General features: G+C 70.0%; 4 protein-coding genes. All 4 read left to right on the plus strand.

The genetic code is table 11. From position 1 onward, the window contains the following. Positions 1 to 490: 490 nt before the first annotated feature. From ACHMXA_RS12120 to ACHMXA_RS12135, 4 genes are read left to right on the plus strand one after another with little or no spacing between them, the layout of a single operon-like run. On the plus strand, positions 491 to 1,918 hold the full coding sequence (locus ACHMXA_RS12120) for an MFS transporter (protein ID WP_176664605.1): 1,428 nt from the start codon (positions 491 to 493) through the stop codon (positions 1,916 to 1,918). After that, positions 1,915 to 13,146, plus strand: coding sequence for an amino acid adenylation domain-containing protein (locus ACHMXA_RS12125; RefSeq protein ID WP_395320778.1), 11,232 nt, complete (start codon positions 1,915 to 1,917; stop codon positions 13,144 to 13,146). The genes ACHMXA_RS12120 and ACHMXA_RS12125 overlap by 4 nt, the downstream gene beginning before the upstream one ends. Then, positions 13,061 to 18,049 carry an amino acid adenylation domain-containing protein gene (locus ACHMXA_RS12130; RefSeq protein WP_395321291.1) on the plus strand — a complete coding sequence of 1,663 codons (4,989 nt, stop codon included), beginning with the start codon at positions 13,061 to 13,063 and terminating at the stop codon, positions 18,047 to 18,049. Before ACHMXA_RS12125 ends, ACHMXA_RS12130 begins: the two co-directional genes overlap by 86 nt. After that, positions 18,046 to 21,603, plus strand: a complete 3,558-nt coding sequence (locus ACHMXA_RS12135) for a non-ribosomal peptide synthetase (protein ID WP_176664607.1) — start codon at positions 18,046 to 18,048, stop codon at positions 21,601 to 21,603. Before ACHMXA_RS12130 ends, ACHMXA_RS12135 begins: the two co-directional genes overlap by 4 nt. Positions 21,604 to 21,716 lie beyond the last annotated feature (113 nt).

A 21,716-nucleotide genomic window follows, 5' to 3' on the forward strand; every position in this document is an offset into this window, starting at 1 on the left:
CCGGCCTCTTTCGATTCTTCCTGAATTGAAATTGTCCGTGAGGCGGCGGTGCCCCGGATTTGCCATTTCCATCGAAAATAAGCTATTAGTTATATCCGGATCGAGCCGAATATGAATAGCTTGCGGCGACCTGAACACCGCAGCGATGACATGGTGTTTCATTTTCGATTTGACTCGGGCGCCATCTTCGGTTTACACCCGGTGTTTCGACGGGCATCGCAGTGCCGATCGCGTCGATGCAATGCGCTGGAACAGAACAGATTTTCGTAATTCGGGGCTCCTGCCAATTCCGAAGTTCTCGTCTTTGCGCGTCAACAAATTTAAATGATGCGTCATTTGTGCAGCCTGCCAATTACAGTGCTGCAGCGCGGAATAATCGTGCATCGCCTCGCGGCTTTGCCGCGAAAAAAATCCATCCCGCCGCCCGCAGAATTCGCGCTTTTTTCTTCTTTCACCAGTTGACAGCGCGGGCTCCCGGGGAGCGCCCGTTATGCAGGAAACGACCGTGGAAGCCGCTGCGCCCCCGACCCGTGACGACCCGGCCAGGCCGCCGCCGCTGCCACTGCCGCTGCAATTGGGCCGGCGGGGCGCGCGATCGACGTTCGCGCTCCTCTGGCTGAGCGAAACCGCTTTCGATCTCGGCACCACGCTGGTCAGCTTCGCCGTGGGGGTCTGGATCTTCTCGCGCACGGGCTCGGCGCAGGACTACTCGTTCTCGGTGCTGGCCGCCGCGCTGGCGGCGATGCTGGTCACGCCCTTCGCCGGCGCGCTTGCCGACCGCCACGACCGGCGCTGGGTGGTGCTGTCGTGCGACATCGCCGCCATTGCCTGCACCTTCGCGATCGTGATGGCGCTGCTGTCGGGCCGGCTCGGCGTCGGCGCGCTGTATGTCTACGCCGCGGTCGCGGCGGCGGCGGGTGCGCTTCGCCGACCCTCGATCCGGGTGGCGGTCAGCCTCTTCGTGCCCAAGGACCGCTTCGCGCAGGCCGGCGGGCTGACCGGCATCTCTCGCGCGCTGGTGCAGATCGGCGCGCCCGCCGCGGCCGGCTTCCTGATGGCGCGAACGGGCGGCCTGCAGGGCGTGATGGCGACACAGCTGTGCCTGCTGCTGGCCGCGGCCGCGCTGGTGTTCGCGGCACTGACCCGCGCCGGGGCGCAGGTGCGCGGCGGGCAGCGCGCCTCCGGCGGTGATTCCGTGCGCGACGCCTCGTTGTGGCGCAGCGCAAGCACGAGCTTCGCCGGCGCACTCGCCTACCTGCGCGAGCAGCCGCTGATGCGCGCGCTGCTCGGCTACGGCGCGCTGGTGCAGTGCCTGATGGTGCTGGCCACCGCCATGGTGACGCCGCTGGTGCTGTCCACGCATTCCAGCGGCGTGCTGGGACTCGTGATGTCGGTGGGCATCGTCGGCGGCCTGCTCGGCTCGATCCTGGTCGCCACCGCGCGGCTTCGGCACGGGCTCATGCAATGGGTGCTGGCATGCGACGCGCTGCAGTGCGCCGCCGTGCTCGTGGCGGGATGCGTGACCACGCCGGCCCTGTGGTGCGCCGCGGCCTTCGTCTGCCTGTTCTGCGGCAGCACCTCGGTCGCGTGTTCGCACGCACTGTGGATGCGCAAGGCGCCGGCGGGCCGGCAGGGCAGCGTGTTCGCCCTGATCGCCGCATCCAACATGCTGGTGATGTGCGTGGTGCTGCTGGCCGGCGGCTGGCTCGCCGATGCGGTGCTGGAACCGGCGCTGCGCCAGGGCGGCTCGCTCGCCGATACGGCGGTGGGCGTGTGGTTCGGCACCGGGCCGGGCCGTGGCATCGGCCTGCTGTTCTTCGCGACCGGCGCGGCGGGCCTCGCGCTGACCGTCTTCGCGCTCTTCCATCGGCGCCTGCGCCGGCTGGAAGCGCTGGTACCGGATGGTGGCGAATCGTGAGCGGCCAGATCCTTCACGCCCTGAGCTCGCCCCAGCAGGCCGTCTGGCTCGACCAGTCGCTGGCGCCCGACCTGCCTTGCCACAACATCGGCGTGGCGGCCAGCCTCGAAGGGCCCATCGACCTCGACCGGCTGGAAGCCGCGATACGTGCCGTCGTGGCGCGCCACCAGGCGCTGCGCATCGTGCTCGAGCGCGGCGGCAACGGCGAGGCCATGCAGCGCTTCGCCGCGCCCGATGACCACGTCCTCGCCGGCACGGCATTGCAGCGCTTCGATTTCAGCGGCGATGCCGATCCGGAAGCAGGCGCCCGGGCGCACCTGCGCGCAGCCTTCCTCGCTCCCTTTGATCTGCATGGCCAGCGACTTTGGCGCATGCAATGGCTGCGGGTCGCGCCCCAACGCGGCTACTGGCTGGTCTGTTTCCATCACCTCATCGCGGATGGATGGTCGGTCTCGCTGACCGGCAATGCCATCGCCGAGGCCTACAACCGGCTCGGGCGCGGCGAGGCCGCCGTCGAAGAGGGAAATGAGGAAGGGGATGGGGACGGGGGCGACGGCTATGCCGGCTTCATCCGCCAGGACGCCGAATACCAGGCCTCGCCGCGCTACGCCCGCGACCGCGCCTTCTGGCTGCGGCGCCATGCACGACTTGCGCAGCCGCTGTTCGAGGAAGCGCCTGCGCGGCGCCTCCATGCGGGCCGAAGCAGGGTCGAGCAGGCCGTCTGGCAGCTGGAGCGCGCGGATCACGATCGCCTGACCGGTGTGGCCGAGGCGCAGGGCGCATCGAGCACGCATTTCCTCGCCGCGCTGCTGGCGGTGTACTTCGCGCGCCTGCACGGCCGCGAACGCGGCGAGGGCAACGAAGTCGTCATCGGCATGCCGGTGCACAACCGCACGACCGCGGCGCAAAGGCGCATGCCGGGCATGTTCTCGGGCGCAATTCCGGTCGGCATCGCGGTCGATACGCGGGAGACATTCGCGCAGACCCTGCGCCGCGTCGCGGGCGAGCTGAAGCAGTGCTACCGCCACCAGCGCTATCCGCTGGCCGACCTGCACCGCGAGCTGCTGGCCGGTGTTGGCGAACGGCGGGGCCTGTTCGACATCTCCCTGTCGATCGAAAGCTTCCAGGGCGACATCGGGCTCGAAGGCATCCGCAGCACGGTGCTCCCGCTGCACAACGGCCACGAGCGCCAGCCGCTCGCGGTCTACGTGCGCGACTACGAGCAGGGGCGACCGGTGCATATCGAGTTCAACCACGACCCGGCTGCGTTCTCCGCGCGGGAGATGGCCGTGCACCTTCGGCGGCTGAAGGTGCTGGCGCGTGCCGCGACCGATGCGCCGGACACGCCCGTGGGTGACCTGCCGCTGATGGACGAGGCCGAGCACCAGCTTGTGGTGCACGGCTTCAACCGGCCGCTGCTCGACACCGGCGCGCCCTCGTTGATCCATGCGCTGTTCGAGCGGCAGGCCCAGCGCGATCCCGATGCCATCGCGGTCCAGTTCGAAGGCACGCGGCTGAGCTACGGCGAACTCGACCGCCGCGCCAATCAACTGGCTCACCATCTGCGCGAGCTGGGCGTCGGCCCCGACGCGCTCGTCGCGATCTGCATGGAGCGCGGGCCCGGCGTGGTGATGGCCATCCTGGCCACGCTCAAGGCCGGCGGTGCTTATGTGCCGCTGGACCCGGTGCACCCCGACGAGCGCCTCGCCCACATGCTGCGCGACAGCGCGCCGGTGGCGCTGATCGGCGACGGCGCTGCGCTGGATCGGTTGCCGGCGTCCGCTTCATGCCAGCGCATACGCCTCGACCGGCCATGGGAAGAAGCGCCCTGGGCCAACGCGCCCACCGGCAATCCACGGGTCGAGGGCCTCGCGCCATCGCACCTGGCCTATGTGATCTACACCTCCGGCTCCACCGGCCTGCCCAAGGGCGTGATGGTCGAGCATGCGCAGGTCGGCCGACTGTTCGCTGCCACGCGCGGCTGGTTCGATCTCGGCCGCGACGACGTCTGGACCCTGTTCCATTCCTTCGCCTTCGACTTCTCGGTCTGGGAGTTGTGGGGCGCGCTGATCCATGGCGGCCGGCTGGTCGTCGTGCCGCATGCGGTCAGCCGCGCGCCGGAGGAATTCCATCGCCTGGTGTGCGAGCAGGGCGTGACCGTGCTCAACCAGACGCCCAGCGCGTTCCGCCAGTTCGCCGCCGCATGCCGGGCCGCGGCGAAGGCGCTGCCGGCGCACGCGCTTCGGCATGTGATCCTCGGCGGCGAGGCGCTGGAGACGGCCGCGCTCGAACCCTGGTTCTCGCAGGAGGGCAACCGGCGCGCACGCCTGGTCAACATGTACGGCATCACCGAGACGACAGTGCACGTCACCTGCCGCGTGCTCGGCCCGGACGATGCCGGGCGCACCGGCGCAAGCCCGATCGGCACGCGCATTCCCGACCTGTGCCTGTACGTGCTCGACGCGCGCGGCCGGCCGCTGCCGGTGGGCTGCGCGGGCGAGATCCACGTCGGCGGCGCGGGCGTGGCGCGCGGCTACCTGCGGCGGCCCGAACTCGATGCGCAGCGTTTCGTGCCCGACCCGTTCAGCGAGGTGCCGGGCGCGCGCATGTACCGCAGCGGCGACATGGCCCGCCTGCTCGCCGACGGCAGCCTCGAATACCTCGGCCGCAACGACCAGCAGGTCAAGATCCGCGGCTTCCGCATCGAGCCGGGCGAGGTCGAGGCACGGCTGATGCGACTCGGCGGCGTCGCCGACGCGGCGGTGATCGTGCGCGAGGACCTGCCGGGTGACCGGCGCCTGGTCGCCTACCTCGTGTTCGCCGACGCCAGGGCCGGCGGCGCCTTCGACCCTTCCGGCGCCCGGGCCGCGCTCGGCAGGAACCTGCCCGACTACATGGTCCCGTCAACGTATGTGCCACTGGACTCACTGCCGCTGACGCCCAACGGCAAGCTCGACCGCAAGGCACTGCCCGCGCCCGAGCTTCAGGCCTGGCCCCGGCGGCGCGAGCACGAGCCGCCGCAGGGCGCGGTCGAACAGGCGCTGGCAAGGCTGTGGGCCGAAGTGCTTGGCATCGGGCAGGTAGGGCGCGGCGACAACTTCTTCGAGCTCGGCGGGCATTCGATGCTCGCGGTGCGGCTGGTCGAGCGCATGCAGCGCGAGGGGCTGGAGGTCGACATCCGCCAGCTCTTCACCGAGCCGACGCTGGGTGCACTCGCGGCCAGCGTGGAGCGGAATGGGCAGCCCGCCGCATCGATGCCCGTGCCGCCCAATGCGATTCCCGCGCAATGCGAGCGCATCACGCCGCGGATGCTTCCGCTCGCGAGCCTGACGCAGGCGCAGATCGACCTGATCGCCGCCGGCGTTCCGGGTGGCATGCGCAACATCCAGGACATCTATCCGCTCGCGCCCCTGCAGGAAGGCATCCTGTTCCACCACCTGCTGCAGGGCGAAGGGAAAGGGCAGGGCGATGCCTATGTGCTGCCCGCGCTGCTGCGCTTCCACGATCGTGCGCGGCTCGACCAGTTCGCGGCCGCGCTGCAGCAGGTGATCGCGCGCCACGACATCCTGCGCACCGCCGTGCAGTGGGAGGGGCTGGACACGCCCGTGCAGGTGGTCTGGCGCAACGCCTCGCTGGCGCTGCAGGAACAGCATTTCGACCCGGCCAATGGCGACGTGCAGGCGCAGCTGCAGGCCCATGCCGATGCACGGACCGTGCGCCTGGACCTGCGCCGCGCGCCGATGCTGCAGGCCCATGCGGCCTTCGACCCGGTGTCGCGCCGCTGGCTGCTGCAGCTGCTGCATCACCACCTGACGCTGGACCACACCACCACCGAGCTGATCCTGCACGAGGTGGTAGCGCTGCTGCAGGGGCGCGGCGAAAGTCTTGCCGCGCCGGTACCGTTCCGCGACTTCGTGGCGCGCTCGCGCCAGGGCGTGAGCGAGGCCGAACACGAGGCCTTCTTCGGCGCGATGCTCGGCGACGTGGACGAGCCGACGGCGCCCTTCGGCCTGCTCGACGTGCAGGGCGACTGCTCGCAGGTAGAGCAGGCGAAGTCGATGTTGCCGCCAGCCCTGTCGTCTCAGCTGCGCGCACTCGCCATGCGCCACGGCGTGAGCACCGCCAGCATGTTCCACCTGGCCTGGGCGCGCGTACTGTCTGTTTGCAGTGGCCGCGACGACGTGGTGTTCGGCACGGTGTTGTTCGGGCGCATGCAGGGCGGAGCCGGCATCGACCGCGCGATGGGCATGTTCATCAACACGCTGCCGGTGCGCATCAGGCTTGGCGGGCGAGCTGCGGCGCAGGGGCTGCACGAAACCCATGCGGCTCTGAGCGAGTTGCTTCGCCACGAGCACGCATCGCTCACGCTGGCGCAGCGCTGCAGCGGCCTGGCGCCGAACACACCGGTCTTCTCGGCGCTGCTCAACTACAGGCACAGCCGTAGCGACAGCTTTTCCGGCGAAGGCGAGATCGAGATCGCCGAAGGCATGCACTACCTCGGCGGCCGCGATCTCACCAACTATCCGTTCAGCCTGTACGTCGACGACCTGGGCGGGGATTTCGTGCTTACCGCCGAGATTCATGTCTCGGTGTCCGCGCAACGCGTGTGCGGGCTCGTGGAGCAGGCGCTTCGGGCTCTTGCGCAGGCCCTGGAAGAAGAGCCTGGCAGGGCGCTGTCGGCGCTCGATGTCCTGCCGGCCGAGGAGCGTCAGCGTGTTCTTCATGGCTTCAACGACACGCGTCGCGCGTACGACCCGGCTGCCTTGGTACACGAGGCCTTCGAGCGGCAGGAGGCAGTGCACCCCGAGCGCATCGCCGTGGAGTTCGATGGCGCACAGCTGAGCTACCGCGCGCTCAACGAGCAGGCCAACCGGCTTGCGCGGCATCTGCGCGGACTTGGCGTCGGGCCCGATGTCCGTGTTGCCATCTGCGCCGAGCGCAGCTTCGCGATGGTGGTCGCGATCCTCGCCACGCTCAAGGCAGGCGGAGCGTGCGTGCCGTTGGACCCGGCGTATCCGGCCGAGCGCTTGAGCCACATGCTGCGAGACAGTGCGGCGGCGGTCGTGCTGGGCCAGCAAGCCTCGATCGAAGGGCTCGCACCGCAGGTGGCAGCGGTCCCGCTCGATGAAAAGGACGAAGCCTGGCCCGAAGCCTCCGCCGACAACCTGCAGGTCGAAGGGCTCGCGGCATCGCATCTGGCCTACGTGATCTACACATCCGGCTCCACGGGCGAGCCCAAAGGCGTGGCGATGCCACATCGCGGGCTGGCCAACCTGCTGGAGTGGCAGCGAGAGCAGTTGCCCGAGCCCGCTCGCACGCTGCAGTTCGCGGCGCTGGGCTTCGATGTCGCCTTCCAGGAGATCTTCTCGACGCTGGCCGGTGGCGGCACGCTGGTGCTGGTGCGCGAAGAACTGCGCCAGGATCTTCCCGCGTTGGCCGAGTGGCTGGCGCAGGAATCGGTCGAGCGGCTGTTCCTGCCTTACATCGCGCTGCACAACCTCTGCGAGCTTTGGTCGCAGCGCAGTGCGCCGCTGCCAATGCTGAGGGACGTGATCACCGCGGGCGAGCAGTTGCGCATCACGCCGGCAATCCGCCGGATGTTCGCTCGGCATCCGCAGGCAAGGCTGCACAACCACTACGGACCGACCGAGACGCATGTAGTCACCACGCAGACCCTGAGCGGCGCACCCGAGCAATGGGAAGACCTGCCGCCGATCGGCCGACCCGTCGGCAACGGCCGCGTCTACGTGCTCGATGCCGAGAGAAATCCGGTGCCGGCAGGTGTGGTGGGGGAGTTGTATCTGGGCGGCGTTCAGGTCGCACGGGGCTATCTGTCGCAGCCGCATCTCAACGAAGCGCGCTTCCTGCCCGATCCGTTCGACGGCCGGGAAGGCTCTCGCATGTACCGCAGCGGCGACCTCGGCCGCTGGCGTGCCGACGGCAGCATCGAATACCTGGGGCGCAACGACCATCAGGTGAAGCTGCGGGGCTATCGCGTCGAGCTTGGGGAAATCGAAGCGCAGCTTGCGAAGCTCGACGGCGTCAGAGAGGCGGCCGTGATCGCTCGTGAAGATCTGCCGGGCGACAAGCGGCTGGTCGCTTATCTCGTCCTGGCCGGCGCATTGGACGCATCATCACTGCGCAGATCCTTGCGCGAACGCCTGCCGGACTACATGGTCCCCTCGGCCTACGTTTCACTCGACGCACTGCCGCTGACCCCCAACGGCAAGCTCGACCGCAAGGCGCTACCCGCACCCGAAGGCCACAGCCAGCGCACATACGAGGCACCGCAGGGCGAAGTCGAACAAGCCCTCGCCGACATCTGGTCAGAGCTTCTCGGCATCCAGCAGATCGGATGCGACGACGATTTCTTCGAACTCGGCGGCCATTCGCTGCTGGCCATCCGGTTGCTCGAACAGCTGCGCCGGCGCGGCTGGTCCACCGACATCCGCTCGCTCTTCGCGCACCCGAAGCTGCACGCATTCGCCACCACGATCCGGCGCGAAGAGGACGCGGCAACGGTTCCGCCCAACCTGATCCCGCCGGATTGCCTGGTCATCGAGCCCGAGATGCTGACGCTGGCCCGGCTCGACGCCGCAGCGATCTCGCGGATCGTGCAGGCCACGCCGGGCGGCGCGGCCAACATCCAGGACATCTACCCGCTCGCGCCGCTGCAGCAGGGCATCCTGTTCCATCATCTGCTGGAGCGCGACACCGACACCTACGTGCTGCCGACGCTGCTCGAGTTCGACAGCAGGCCGCGCATGGACAGCTTCGTCGCGGCGCTGTCGCGCGTGATCGAGCGCCACGACATCCTGCGCACGGCGGTCCACTGGGAAGGCCTTTCGGAGCCCGTGCAGGTGGTGTGGCGGCGCGTCGCATTCGTGCCCGAGGAATTGACGCTGGCCGCGGGCACCAATCCTGCGCAGCAGCGCCTGCGCGAGCATCCGCGGGTGCGCGGCCTGCGCATCGACGTGCGCCGCGCGCCCATGCTGAATGGCTTCGCCGCCCGCGACGAAGCCAGCGGGCGTTGGCTGCTGCAGCTGTCTTATCACCACCTCGTGATGGACCACACCGCGCTGGAGCTGCTGGTGGAGGAAATCGAGGCCGTCGAACGCGGCGATGCCGCCCGGCTGCCCGCGCCGGTACCGTTCCGCGACTTCGTGGCGCGCTCGCGCCAGGGCGTGAGCGAAGCCGAACACGAGGCCTTCTTCGGCGCGATGCTCGGCGACGTGGGAGAGCCGACGGCGCCCTTCGGCCTGCTCGATGTGCAGGGCGATGGATCGCGGGTCGATCAGGCGAAGTCGATGTTGCCGCCAGCTCTGTCGTCTCAGCTGCGCGCACTCGCCATGCGCCACGGCGTGAGCACCGCCAGCCTGTTCCACCTGGCCTGGGCGCGCGTACTGTCTGTGTGCAGCGGCCGCGACGACGTGGTGTTCGGCACGGTGTTATTCGGACGCATGCAGGGCGGGCCGGGCATCGACCGCGCGATGGGCATGTTCATCAACACGCTGCCGGTGCGCATTGCGATGGGCGAGCGAAGTGCGGTACAGGGGTTGCGCGAGACGCACGCAGCGTTGACCGCGCTGCTTCGCCACGAGCATGCGTCGCTCACCCTGGCCCAACGCTGCAGCGCGATGCCGGCGCACGTGCCGCTGTTCTCGGCGCTGCTCAACTACAGGCATGGCCATTTCTCGCGTACCGATGTGCTCTACGGCGTGCGCCTGCTCGACGTGCGAGACCGTACCAACTACCCGTTCGGCCTGCACGTGGACGACGACGGCAGCGGCTTCGGGTTGACGGTGCAGGTCGATGCCTCGGTATCGGCGCAGCGCATTGCGCAGTTCGTGCAGCAGTCGCTGCAATCGCTCTCGCAGGCTCTGGAAGAGGACCCGGACAGGGCGCTGATGGCGCTCGACGTGCTGCCCGCCGGGGAACGCCGGCGTGTGGTCCATGACTTCAACGACACGCATCGTGCCTATGACACGGCAGCCTTGGTGCACGAGGCCTTCGAGCGGCAAGCGGTGGCGCATCCCGAGCGCATCGCCGTGGAGTTCGACGGCGCGCAGCTGAGCTACCGCGCGCTCAATGAACAGGCCAACCGGCTTGCGCGGCATCTGCGCGGAATTGGCGTCGGGCCCGATGTCCGCGTCGCCATCTGTGCCGAGCGCAGCTTCGCGATGGTGGTCGCGATTCTTGCCACGCTCAAGGCCGGCGGCGCATGCGTGCCGCTGGACCCGGCGTATCCGGACGAGCGCTTGATCCACATGCTGCGAGACAGCGCGGCGATGGTCGTGCTGGGCCAGCAAGCCTCGATCGAACGGCTCGCGCCGGAGATGGCAGCGGTCCCGCTCGATGAAACAGACGAAGCCTGGGCCGAAGCCTCCGCCGGCAACCTGCAGGTCGAAGGGCTCGCGGCATCGCATCTGGCTTATGTGATCTACACATCCGGCTCCACGGGCGAACCCAAGGGCGTGGCGATGTCTCATCGCGGGCTGGCCAACCTGCTGGAGTGGCAGAGAGAGCAGTTGCCCGAACCCGCGCGTACCCTGCAGTTCGCGGCGCTGGGCTTCGATGTCGCCTTCCAGGAGATCTTCTCGACGCTGGCCAGCGGCGGCACGCTGGTGTTGCTGCGCGAAGAACTGCGCCAGGATCTTCCCGCGTTGGCCGAGTGGCTGGCGCAGGAGTCGGTCGAGCGGCTGTTCCTGCCCTACATCGCCCTTCACAACCTCTGCGAGCTGTGGTCGCAGCGCAGTGCGCCGCTGCCGATGCTGAGGGACGTGATCACCGCGGGCGAGCAGTTGCGCATTACGCCGGCAATCCGCCGGATGTTCGCCCGGCATCCGCAGGCAAGACTGCACAACCACTACGGTCCGACCGAGACGCATGTGGTCAGCACGCACACGCTGAGTGGCCTTCCTGAAAAGTGGAAGGACCTGCCGCCGATCGGCAAGCCGGTCGGCAACAGCCGCATCCATGTGCTCGACGCGCAGCGCAATCCGGTGCCGGTGGGTGTCGTGGGTGAGCTGTACCTGGCCGGAGCCCAGGTGGCTCGCGGCTATCTGTCGCAGCCTGAACTGAGCGCCGAACGATTCGTGCCCGATTCGTTCGGTTCCACAGGCGCGCTCATGTATCGCAGCGGCGACCTCGGCCGCTGGCGTGCCGACGGCAGCATCGAGTACCTGGGGCGCAACGACCATCAGGTGAAGCTGCGGGGCTATCGCGTCGAGCTTGGGGAGATCGAAGCGCAGCTTGCGAAGCTCGACGGTGTCAGAGAGGCGGCGGTGATCGCTCGTGAAGATCAGCCGGGCGACAAGCGGCTGGTCGCCTATCTCGTCCTGGCCGGCGCATTGGACACATCGTCACTGCGCAGTTCCTTGCGCGAACGCTTGCCGGACTACATGGTCCCTTCAGCCTATGTCGCACTCGACGCATTGCCGCAGACCCCCAATGGCAAGCTCGACCGAAGGGCGCTGCCCGCACCCGAAGGCCACAGCCAACGCACGTATGAAGCACCGCAGGGCGAAGTCGAACAGACCCTTGCCGATATCTGGTCAGAGCTTCTCGGCATCCAGCAGATCGGCCGCGACGACGATTTCTTCGAGCTCGGCGGCCATTCCCTGCTGGCCATCCGGCTCATCTCCCGGATCCGCGACCGCCTCGACGCCGAACTCCCGCTCGCCACGCTGTTCGCCCGGCCGCGCCTTGCCGCGCTCGCCGATGCCGTAGCCGAAGCAAGCCCCGGCGCGCTGGGTGTGATCGGGCCCGCCGACCGCAGCCGCCCGCTGCCTTTGTCCCCGGCGCAGCAGCGCCTGTGGTTCATCTCCGGCGTCGATGCGCAGGCCAGCGTCGCGTATCACATCGCCGGTGCATTGCGCCTGCGCGGCGAACTCGATCGTGCGGCCCTGCGCGCCGCTCTGGACCACGTCGTGGCCCGGCACGAGGTGCTTCGCACGCGCTTCGTCGAAACGGACGGCCAGCCCTGGCAGCACATCGATCCGCCGCGCGGCTTCCAGCTGCATGAGCAGGACGCGGGCTCTTCGGACGCGAAGCGCATCGAAGCGCTGTGCCGCGAAGCCGCATCGGAACCCTTCGATCTTGCGGCCGGCCCGCCGATCCGCGGCCGCCTGTTGCGCATCGCTGCGCAGGAGCACGTGCTCGTGGTCTCCATGCACCACATCGTCTCCGACGGCTGGTCGCTGGGCGTGCTGATGCGCGAGTTCGCAGCCGCCTACAGCGCGCTGCGCGAAGGGCACGAGCCTCGCCTGCCCAGGCTGGCGATCCAGTACGCCGACCATGCCGCGTGGCTGCACACCCACCTGCAGGGCGCGGCGCCACAGTCCCGGCTGCAGGATTGGGCCGGGCACCTGCGCGACGCACCGGCGTTGGTCGAGCTGCCGCATGACCGCCCGCGGCCCGCGCTGCAGGACTATCGCGGCGCGAGCATCGAGGCCGGCATCGATGCCGAAACCACGCAGGCCCTGCGCGCGCTCGCCCAGCGGCACGGCGCGACCTTGTACATGGTCGTGCTGGCAGCCTGGGCCGCCGTGGTGTCGCGCTACGGCGGCCAGCGCCAGGTGGTGATCGGCAGTTCGCACGCCGGCCGCGGCCGCGTGGAAGTCGAGCCGCTGATCGGCTGCTTCATCAACACGCAAGCAATGAAGATCGCGCTGGACGGCAGCCCGAGCGTTGCCGACTTGCTGAAGCAGGTGCGCGAGACGGCATTGCAGGCGCAGGCTCGCCAGGACGTGCCCTTCGAGCGCCTCGTCGAGCTGCTGAACCCGCCGCGCTCGATGGCCCATCACCCCGGTGTTCCAGCTGATGCTGGCCTGGCACAACACGCCGCCCATCGCGCTGGAACTCGCGGGACTGGAAGTCGAGCGGGTCGAAAGCCTGCCGGCTGGAGCGCAGTTCGATCTGGCGCTGGATCTGCAGGAAGAGGGCGGCCGCATCGCCGGCAAGCTCAACTACGCCACGGCGCTATTCGACGAGGCGACGGTGCGCCGGCACTGGCAAGCGCTGCTGGCGATGCTGCGCGGCATGACCCAAGGCGATGCGGGCCGGCCGGTCGATCGCATCGCGCTGCTCGACGATGCGGAGCGCCACCGCCTGCTGCACGTCTTCTCCGAAAGCGCGCCTGCATTGCCCGCGCACGCTTTCGCCCATGCCGCCTTCGAGCAGCAGGCCGCGCTGCGGCCACAGGCCATCGCACTCGAACACGACGATGAACGACTGAGCTATGCCGAACTCGACCAGCGCGCCAACCGGCTCGCGCACCACCTGCGCCGCCTGGGCTCCGGCGCCGGGGACCGCGTCGCGCTGTGCCTGCCGCGCGGCTTCGACCTGATCGTCGCGGTGCTGGGCACGCTCAAGGCAGGGGCCGCTTATGTGCCGCTCGACCCCTCGTACCCCGACCAGCGGCTGGCCTGGCAGCTGGAAGACTGCGCACCGGCGGTGCTGCTGACGCATTCCACCTTGCGCATGCGCCTGCATCCACCGTCGCGCTGCACGACGATTGAGCTCGACGCGCACCCACTGCCGGCAGGCGAGCCCATGGAATCGCCCGACCTGCCCGGCGACGGCGCGCACCTGGCCTACGTGATCTACACCTCCGGTTCCACGGGCACGCCCAAGGGCGTGATGGTCGAGCACCGGCAGCTCTCCCACCAGATCGCGGCGCTGCAGGCGCTCTACGGCTTCGGCGCGCAGGACAGGGTGCTGCAGTTCTCCGGCCTGAGCTTCGACGTCGCGGGCGAGGAGATCTTCGGCGCGCTCAGCCATGGCGCGACGCTGGTGCTGCGCACCGACGAGTGGCTCGCCGAGCCCGCGCGCTGGTGCGAGCTGTGCGCCGACCACCGACTCAGCGTGGCCAATCTGCCGACGCTGTTCTGGCAGCGGCTGGCGCTGTCGAGCGAAGCCGTGTTTGCGCCGTCGCTGCGCCAGATCGTGATCGGCGGCGACACAGTCGGCGCGGCTGCGCTCGAGGCCTGGTGGCGGCGCGAGGGCCACCGCCCGGCGCTGGCCAATGCCTACGGGCCGACGGAAACCACGATCAACGCGACTGTCGCGCGTTGTCGCGCCGGGGATTCGCCGCTGGACATCGGTCGCCCGGTCGCCAACGCGCGCATCTATCTGCTCGATGCGCATGGCGAGCCGGTGCCGGTCGGCGCTGTCGGCGAAATCTGGATCGGCGGAGCGGGCGTGGCGCGCGGCTACCTGCATCGCCCCGAACTGACCGCGCAGCGCTTCGCGCCCGATCCGTTCGCGCCAGCTTGCGCGGGCACATCGCCGCGCATGTACCGCAGCGGCGACATCGGCCGCTGGCGCGCCGATGGTTCCATCGAGTTCCTCGGCCGCGACGACCGGCAGCTGAAGATCCGCGGCTTCCGCATCGAGCCCGGCGAGGTCGAGGCGGAGCTGATGCGCATCGATGGCATCCGCGAAGCGGCGGTGATCGCCACGCTGGAGCACAACGAGGAAAGACGCCTGCTGGCCTACGTGGCCGTCGACCCCGCCGGACCGCAGCCCGACCCGGCGCAGCTGCGTGCACGCCTGGCGGAGCGCCTGCCCGAATACATGCTCCCCGCCGCCTTCGTGCCGCTCGACGCGCTGCCGCTGAACGCCAACGGCAAACTCGACCGCGCCACGCTGCCCGCGCCCGACGATGAGGCCCATGCACGGCGCGGCTACCGACCACCCGAGGGCGAACACGAGCAGGCGCTGGCGCTGATATGGGAATCGCTGCTCGGTGTGGCGCGCATCGGCCGTGACGATGGCTTCTTCGAGCTCGGCGGCCATTCGCTGCTGGCGGTGCGCATGGTTTCGCAGCTGCGCCAGCGCTTTGGCGTCGAGCTGGCGCTGACGACGGTGTTCGCGCGGCCGCGGCTCGCGGAGCTCGCCGCCGAGGTGGCGCGCGCGGCGCCCGACGGGGCCGACCCGATCGTCTCCCTGGAGCGCGGCGCGCTGCTGCCGCTCTCGCACTCGCAGCAGCGCCTCTGGTACGTGACGCGCATCGACGCGCAGGCCGGCGCGGCCTACCACCTGCCCGCCGCGCTGCGGCTGCGCGGCGTGCTCGACCGCGTCGCGCTGCAGCGCGCACTGGACCGGATCGTCGAGAGGCACGAGTCGCTGCGCGCGCGCTTCGTCGTGGTCGACGGCCAGCCGCGCCAGCGCATCGAAGAGGCGCAATCCGTGGCGCTGAGCCTGCAGGAGATTGAGGGGGTCGACGCGCTCGACGAGCTCGGCGACAGCGCCCTGCGCGCGCTGTGCCTGGCCGAGGCCGCCGCGCCCTTCGACCTGGAGCGCGAGCCGCCGCTGCGCGTGCGCCTGCTGCGGCTGGCCGCGGACGAGCACGTGCTGCTGCTCACGATGCATCACATCGTCTGCGACGGCTGGTCGCTGGCGGTGCTGGCGCACGAGTTCTCGGTGCTGTACGGCGCGTTCAGCCGTGGCGAACCCGATCCGCTGCCGGCGCTGCCGGTGCGGTATGGCGACTACGTCGCCTGGCAGCGGCGGCGCCTGCAGGGCGGGGCCGCGCAGGCGCAGCTGCGCTACTGGGTAGACCGCCTGCGCGACGCGCCGCCGCTGATCGGCCTGGCCACCGACAGGCCGCGCCCGCCGCAGCAGGACTATCGCGGCGCCAGCATCGAGGTCGGCCTCGACGAGGCGCTGACGCGCGAACTGGGCGCGCTGGCACGGCGCCACGGCGTCACCGTCTACATGGTGGTGCTCGCGGCGTGGGCGGCGGTGTTGGCGCGCCTGGGCGGCCAGCCGCGCGTGGTGCTCGGCAGCGCCGTCGCCGGACGCGACCGGGCCGAGCTCGAGCCGTTGATTGGCTTCTTCGTCAACGCACAGGCCCTGCGCTTCGACATCGACGAGGGCCTCGACGTGAGCGGCCTGCTGCAGCAGGCGCGACAGGTCGCGCTGGAGGCCCAGCAGCACCGCGACGTGCCCTTCGAGCAGGTGGTCGAGGCGCTGAACCCGCAGCGCTCCAGCGCCTACAACCCCGTCTACCAGGTCCGGCTGGCCTGGCAGAACACGCCGCGCGCGCGACTGGCGCTGGAGGGGCTGGCGTTCGACAACCTCGCGAGCCACGCGGGCAGCGCGCAGTTCGATCTCTCGCTCGACCTGGAGCCGACCGGCGAGCGCATCGAAGGCCAGGTCAACTACGCGACCGCGCTGTACGACGAGGCCACGGTGCGGCGCCACTGGCATGCGCTGGTGGCGATGCTGCGAGGCATGGTGGCCGATGCCGCCGTGCCAGTGGACCGCATCGGCCTGATGGCACCGCAGCAACGCGAGCAGGTGCTGCACGGCTTCAATGCCGCAGCCGGTGAAGTCGATGAAGGCGGCGAAGGCGAGCTGCTGCACCGCCTCTTCGAGCTGCAGGCCGCAAGCCAGCCCGGCACGCTGGCGCTTGCGTGCGAAGACGAAGCGCTGGACTACGCCACGCTCAACGCCCGCGCCAACCGCATCGCCTACCACCTGCGCGGCCTTGGGTTGCGCCCCGACGACCGCGTCGCGCTGTGCCTTGAGCGCAGCGTGGATCTGGGCGTGGCGCTCATGGCCACGCTCAAGGCAGGCGGCGCCTGCGTGCCACTGGACCCGGTGCATCCCGACGACCGCCTCGCCCACATGCTGCGCGACAGTGCGCCAGTGGCGGTGCTGACGCAGTCTCGCCTGCTGGCGCACCTGGCGGTGCCCGAAGGATGCGCGGTGCTGCTGCTCGATGGCGCCACATCGCCATGGACGGACGAGCCCGCGCACGATCCCGATCCGGAAGCGGTGGGGCTGACCCCGGCGCACCTGGCCTACGTGATCTACACCTCGGGTTCGACCGGCGAGCCCAAGGGCGTGATGGTCGAGCACCGCAACGTGACCAACTTCCTGCACGGGATGGAGCAACGCATCCACGGCACGGCACCCGACTGCCGGCGCGTGGCATGGAACTCGTCCTTCGGCTTCGACATGGCCGTGAAGGCCTGGGGCCAGCTGGCCTTCGGCCGCAGCGTGTTCCTGCTGCCCGAGCGCACCCGCCTCGATGCGCAGGCGCTGCTCGACTTCCTGGAGCGCCATGCCATCGAGGCGATGGAGTGCACGCCCTCGCACCTGCGCATGCTGCGCTCGGCCGGCTTTCCGCAGCGGCGCGCCACATCGCTGCGCAAGCTGCTGCTGGGCGGCGAGGCGCTCGACGCCGACACCTGGCAAGGCCTTGCCGAAGCGGGCACGGTGCAGTTCCACAACATGTACGGCCCGACCGAGTGCAGCGTGGACGCCACCTGCGGGCCAGTCGCAGGCGCGGTGCCGCACATCGGCCGGCCGATGCCGGGCGCGCGCGTCTACCTGCTCGATGCGCATGGCGAACCGGTGCCCATCGGCGTCGCGGGCGAGATCCACATCGGCGGCGCTGGCGTCGCGCGGGGCTACCTCGGGCGACCGGAGCTCACGGCGGAGCGCTTCCTGCCCGATCCGTTCGCATCCGAGAGCGGCGCGCGCATGTACAGGACCGGCGACCTGGGTCGCTGGCGTGCCGACGGGAGCATCGAATATCTCGGCCGCAACGACCATCAGGTGAAGATCCGCGGCTACCGCATCGAGCCTGGCGAAATCGAGGCAAGGCTCGCGCGGCTGGACAACGTGCGCGAGGCCGCGGTGGTGGCCGATGCGAGCCAGCCCGGCGAGCCCAGGCTGATCGCCTACCTGCTGGCGGAGCAGGGCGCGGCGCCGGAGCCTTCCGCGCTGCGGGCGCAGCTCGGCGCACAGCTGCCCGACTACATGCTGCCCGCCGCCTACGTCGTGCTCCCGGCCTGGCCGCTCAACGCCAACGGCAAGCTCGACCGCAAGGCGCTGCCGATGCCCGACGACAGCGGCATCGCGCGCCGGACCTACGCCGCGCCGCAGGCCGGCATCGAGACCCGGCTGGCGGCGCTGTGGAGCGAACTGCTCGGGGTGGCGCAGGTCGGCCGCCACGACAACTTCTTCGAGCTCGGCGGGCATTCGGCGCTCGCGATTCAGCTGATCCACGCCATGGGCGAGCAGCAGCTGCAGGTCGACGTGCAGATGGTGTTCAACGCCGCGACGCTGGCCGAGCTTGCCGCGGCCACCGTGCAGATGGAGGAGATCGTCCTGTGAACCACCAGACAGCGACCCCGGCCGAGTTGCTCGACGCGCTGGCCTCGCGCGGCCTCTCGCTGCGCCTGGACGGCGAGCGCCTGGCGCTGCAGGGCGATGCGCGGCTGCTCGCCGATTCGGCACTGGTGCAGGCCCTGCGCGAGCGCAAGGCGGAGCTGATCGCGCTGCTGCGCGAGGGCCGGCGTGCCGATCCGCTCGACTACCGCATCGACTACCGCATCGAAGAGAAGGCCGAGACGATCACGCCGCAGATGCTGCCGCTGCTCGGGCTCGCGCTTGGGCAGGACCAGATCGACCGCCTGGTGGCGAAGGTGCCCGGCGGTGTGCGCAACGTGCAGGACATCTATCCGCTCGCGCCGCTGCAGGAGGGCATCCTGTTCCATCACCGCCTGCACCGCGAGAGCGAGGATGGGGGCGACGCCTACGTCATGCCGACGCTGCTGCGCTTCGACAGCCGCCAGCGGCTGGAGGCGTTCGTGCAGGCCCTGCGCGAGGTGATTTCGCGCCACGACATCCTGCGCACCAGCGTGCACTGGGAGGAACTGCAGCAGCCCGTGCAGCTGGTGCAGCGCGAGGCAGGTCTGGAGATCGCGATGCTGGCTCCTGCGCCAGTCGAAGAGGCGCGCGAACGCCTGGGCGCGCTGGCCGATCCGCGCCGCTGCCGCCTCGACGTGCGGCGCGCCCCGATGCTGCGCGGCCACGCCATCGAGGAAGAGGGCAGCGGACGCTGGCTGCTGCAGCTGCTGCATCACCACCTGATCCTCGACCACACGGCCTCGCAGCTTCTGGTGAGCGAGGTCCTGCTGATCCTGCAGGGGCGCCGCGCCGAATTGCCGGCGCCGGTGCCGTTCCGGCACTTCGTCGCGCAGGCGCGGCAGGGCGGGGCGGAAGCGGGCCATGAAGCCTATTTCCGCCGCGTGCTGGGCGACGTGGATGCCACCACCGCGCCCTTCGGGCTGGACGAGGTGCGCGGCGACGGCAGCGGCGTGCTGCAGTCGCGCGGCGAGCTGGAGCCCGGGCTCGCGCGGCGCCTGCGCGAACAGGCGCGGCTGCGCGGCGTGGGCGCGGCCGGCGTGTTCCACCTGGCGTGGGCGCTGGTGCTGGCGTGTTGCAGCGCCCGCGACGACGTGGTGTTCGGCACGGTGCTGTTCGGCCGCCTGCAGGCCGGCGCGGAGGCGACGCGGGCGATGGGCATGTTCCTCAACACGCTGCCGCTGCGCGTGCGCATCGACGGCGAAGCCGACGCTGCACTGCGCCGCGTGCACGCGGATCTTGCCGAGCTGCTGCGCCACGAACACGCCTCGCTGAGCCTCGCGCGGCGCTGCAGCGGGCTGCCGGCCGATGCGCCGCTCTTCACCAGCCTGCTCAACTACCGCTACAGCCCCCGCCAGGACGAAGACGGCATCACGGGCGTGCCGGGCATCGAATCGCTCGGCGGCCACGACCGCACCAACTATCCCTTCGTGCTGCACGTGGACGATCATGGCGACGGCTTCGGCATCACCGCCGAGATCGACCGCTGCGTCGATGCACGGCGAATCCGCGGCTTCGTCGAAAAGGCGCTGCGTTCGCTGGTCGATGCGCTGGAAGCCAGGTCCGGGTTGTCGCTGCGGCGCATCGATGTGCTGCCGGAAGACGAGCGCCGGCGGGTGATGAGCGACTTCAACGCCACCGACGCCGACCATCCGCGCGGCCTGCTGCTGCACCAGCTGTTCGAACGCCAGGCCGCGAAGCGCCCCGATGCGACCGCCCTGGTGTTCGAGGGCCGCAGCCTCAGCTACGCCGAGCTCGATGCACGAGCCAACCGGCTGGCGCGGCGACTGCGTGCGCTGGGCGTGGTGCCTGACGCGCGCATCGGCATCTTCATGCAGCGCAGCGAGATGCTGGTGGTGGCGTTGCTGGCGGTGCTCAAGGCCGGGGGCGCGTACCTGCCGCTCGATCCATCGCATCCGCCGCAACGGCTGCTGGAGATGATCGAAGAAGCCGGTCCGGTAGCCGTGCTCGCCGACGCCGAACTCGCGCCGATGCTGTCGGCCACGGTGCGCACGCTGCCGGTGGATCGCGACGATCTCCTGGAGGCGTTCGCAGGCACCACGCCCGGCACAGGCCTCCACGAAAACAATCTCGCCTACGTGATCTACACCTCCGGCTCCACCGGCCGTCCCAAGGGCGTGATGAACGAGCACCGGGGTATCGTCAACCGCCTGCACTGGATGCAGCAGGCCTACGCGCTGACGCCGGACGACGTGGTGCTGCAGAAGACGCCGCTGGGCTTCGACGTGTCGGTGTGGGAGTTCTTCTGGCCGCTGATGGCCGGCGCGCGGCTGGTGCTGGCCAGGCCCGACGGGCACAGGGACCCCGCCTACCTCTGCGAGCTGATCCGCGCGAGCGGCGTGACCACGCTGCACTTCGTGCCCTCGATGCTGCAGCTCTTCCTTGCGCGGCTCGATGACGTCGGCGATGTGGCCGCCTGCAAGAGCCTGCGGCGCGTGGTCTGCAGCGGCGAGGCACTCTCCGCCGGGCTCGCGCGCCGGTGCCGCGAGCGCCTGCCGCATGCGCGTCTTCACAACCTCTACGGCCCCACCGAGGCGGCGGTGGACGTGAGCGCCTGGACCTGCGGCAGCGACGACGGCGACTCGGTGCCGATCGGCAGGCCGGTCGCCAACACCCGCCTGTACCTGCTCGACGACGCATTGCGCCCGGTGCCGATCGGCGTTGCGGGCGAGCTCTACATCGGCGGCGTGCAGGTGGCGCGCGGCTACCTGAACCAGCCGGAGCTGACGGCGCAGCGCTTCATTGCCGACTCCTTCGGCGGGAGTGGCCGGCTCTACCGCACGGGCGACCTCGGCCGCTGGCGTGCCGATGGCGCGATCGAATACCTGGGCCGGTGCGATTTCCAGATCAAGCTGCGCGGGCAACGCATCGAACCCGGCGAGATCGAGGCGCGATTGCGCGCGATCGACGGCGTCACCGACGCCGTGGTGCTCGCGCGCGAGGACCGGTCGGGCACGCCGTCGCTCGTCGCTTACGTGGTGCCGGCCTCGCCAGATGAAGCATTGGAGCCCGCGCGGCTGCGCGGCCTGCTCGCCGAGCACCTGCCCGAACACATGCTGCCCGCCGCCTACGTGTGCCTCGCCGCGCTGCCGCTAGGCGCCAACGGCAAGCTCGACCGCAAGGCGCTGCCGGCGCCGGACGGCGAAGCCTTCGACCGCCGCGCCTTCGTGCCTCCGCAGGGCGAGGTGGAACAGGCCCTGGCGGAGATCTGGTCGCGGCTGCTCGGCGTGGAGCGCATCGGCCGGCACGACAGCTTCTTCGCGCTCGGCGGGCATTCGCTGCTGGCGGTGCAGATGCTGGAGCAACTGCGCAGGCGCGGCTGGGCCATCGACGTGCGCGCGGTCTTCGACCGGCCGGGGCTGGCCGCGATGGCCGCCGCCGTGCGCACCGCGCCGGACGCGGGCGAGATCCATGTGCCGCACAACGCCATCCCGGCGCACTTCGCACAGCAGCAGGCGGAGTGGGAAACCGAATCGGAAACCGAGGAGTTCAGACTGTGAATCTGGAAGTCGCGAGCACGCAATCGATGGACGCGCCGGCCCTGATCGGCCTGCTCGAAGAACGCCGGGTCCTGGCGCGGATCGAGCAGGGCGAGCTGGTGCTCAAGGCGCCG

Origin of the sequence: Variovorax sp. UC74_104 (genome assembly GCF_044055375.1) — a bacterium.
Classification (GTDB): Bacteria; Pseudomonadota; Gammaproteobacteria; order Burkholderiales; family Burkholderiaceae_C; genus Variovorax.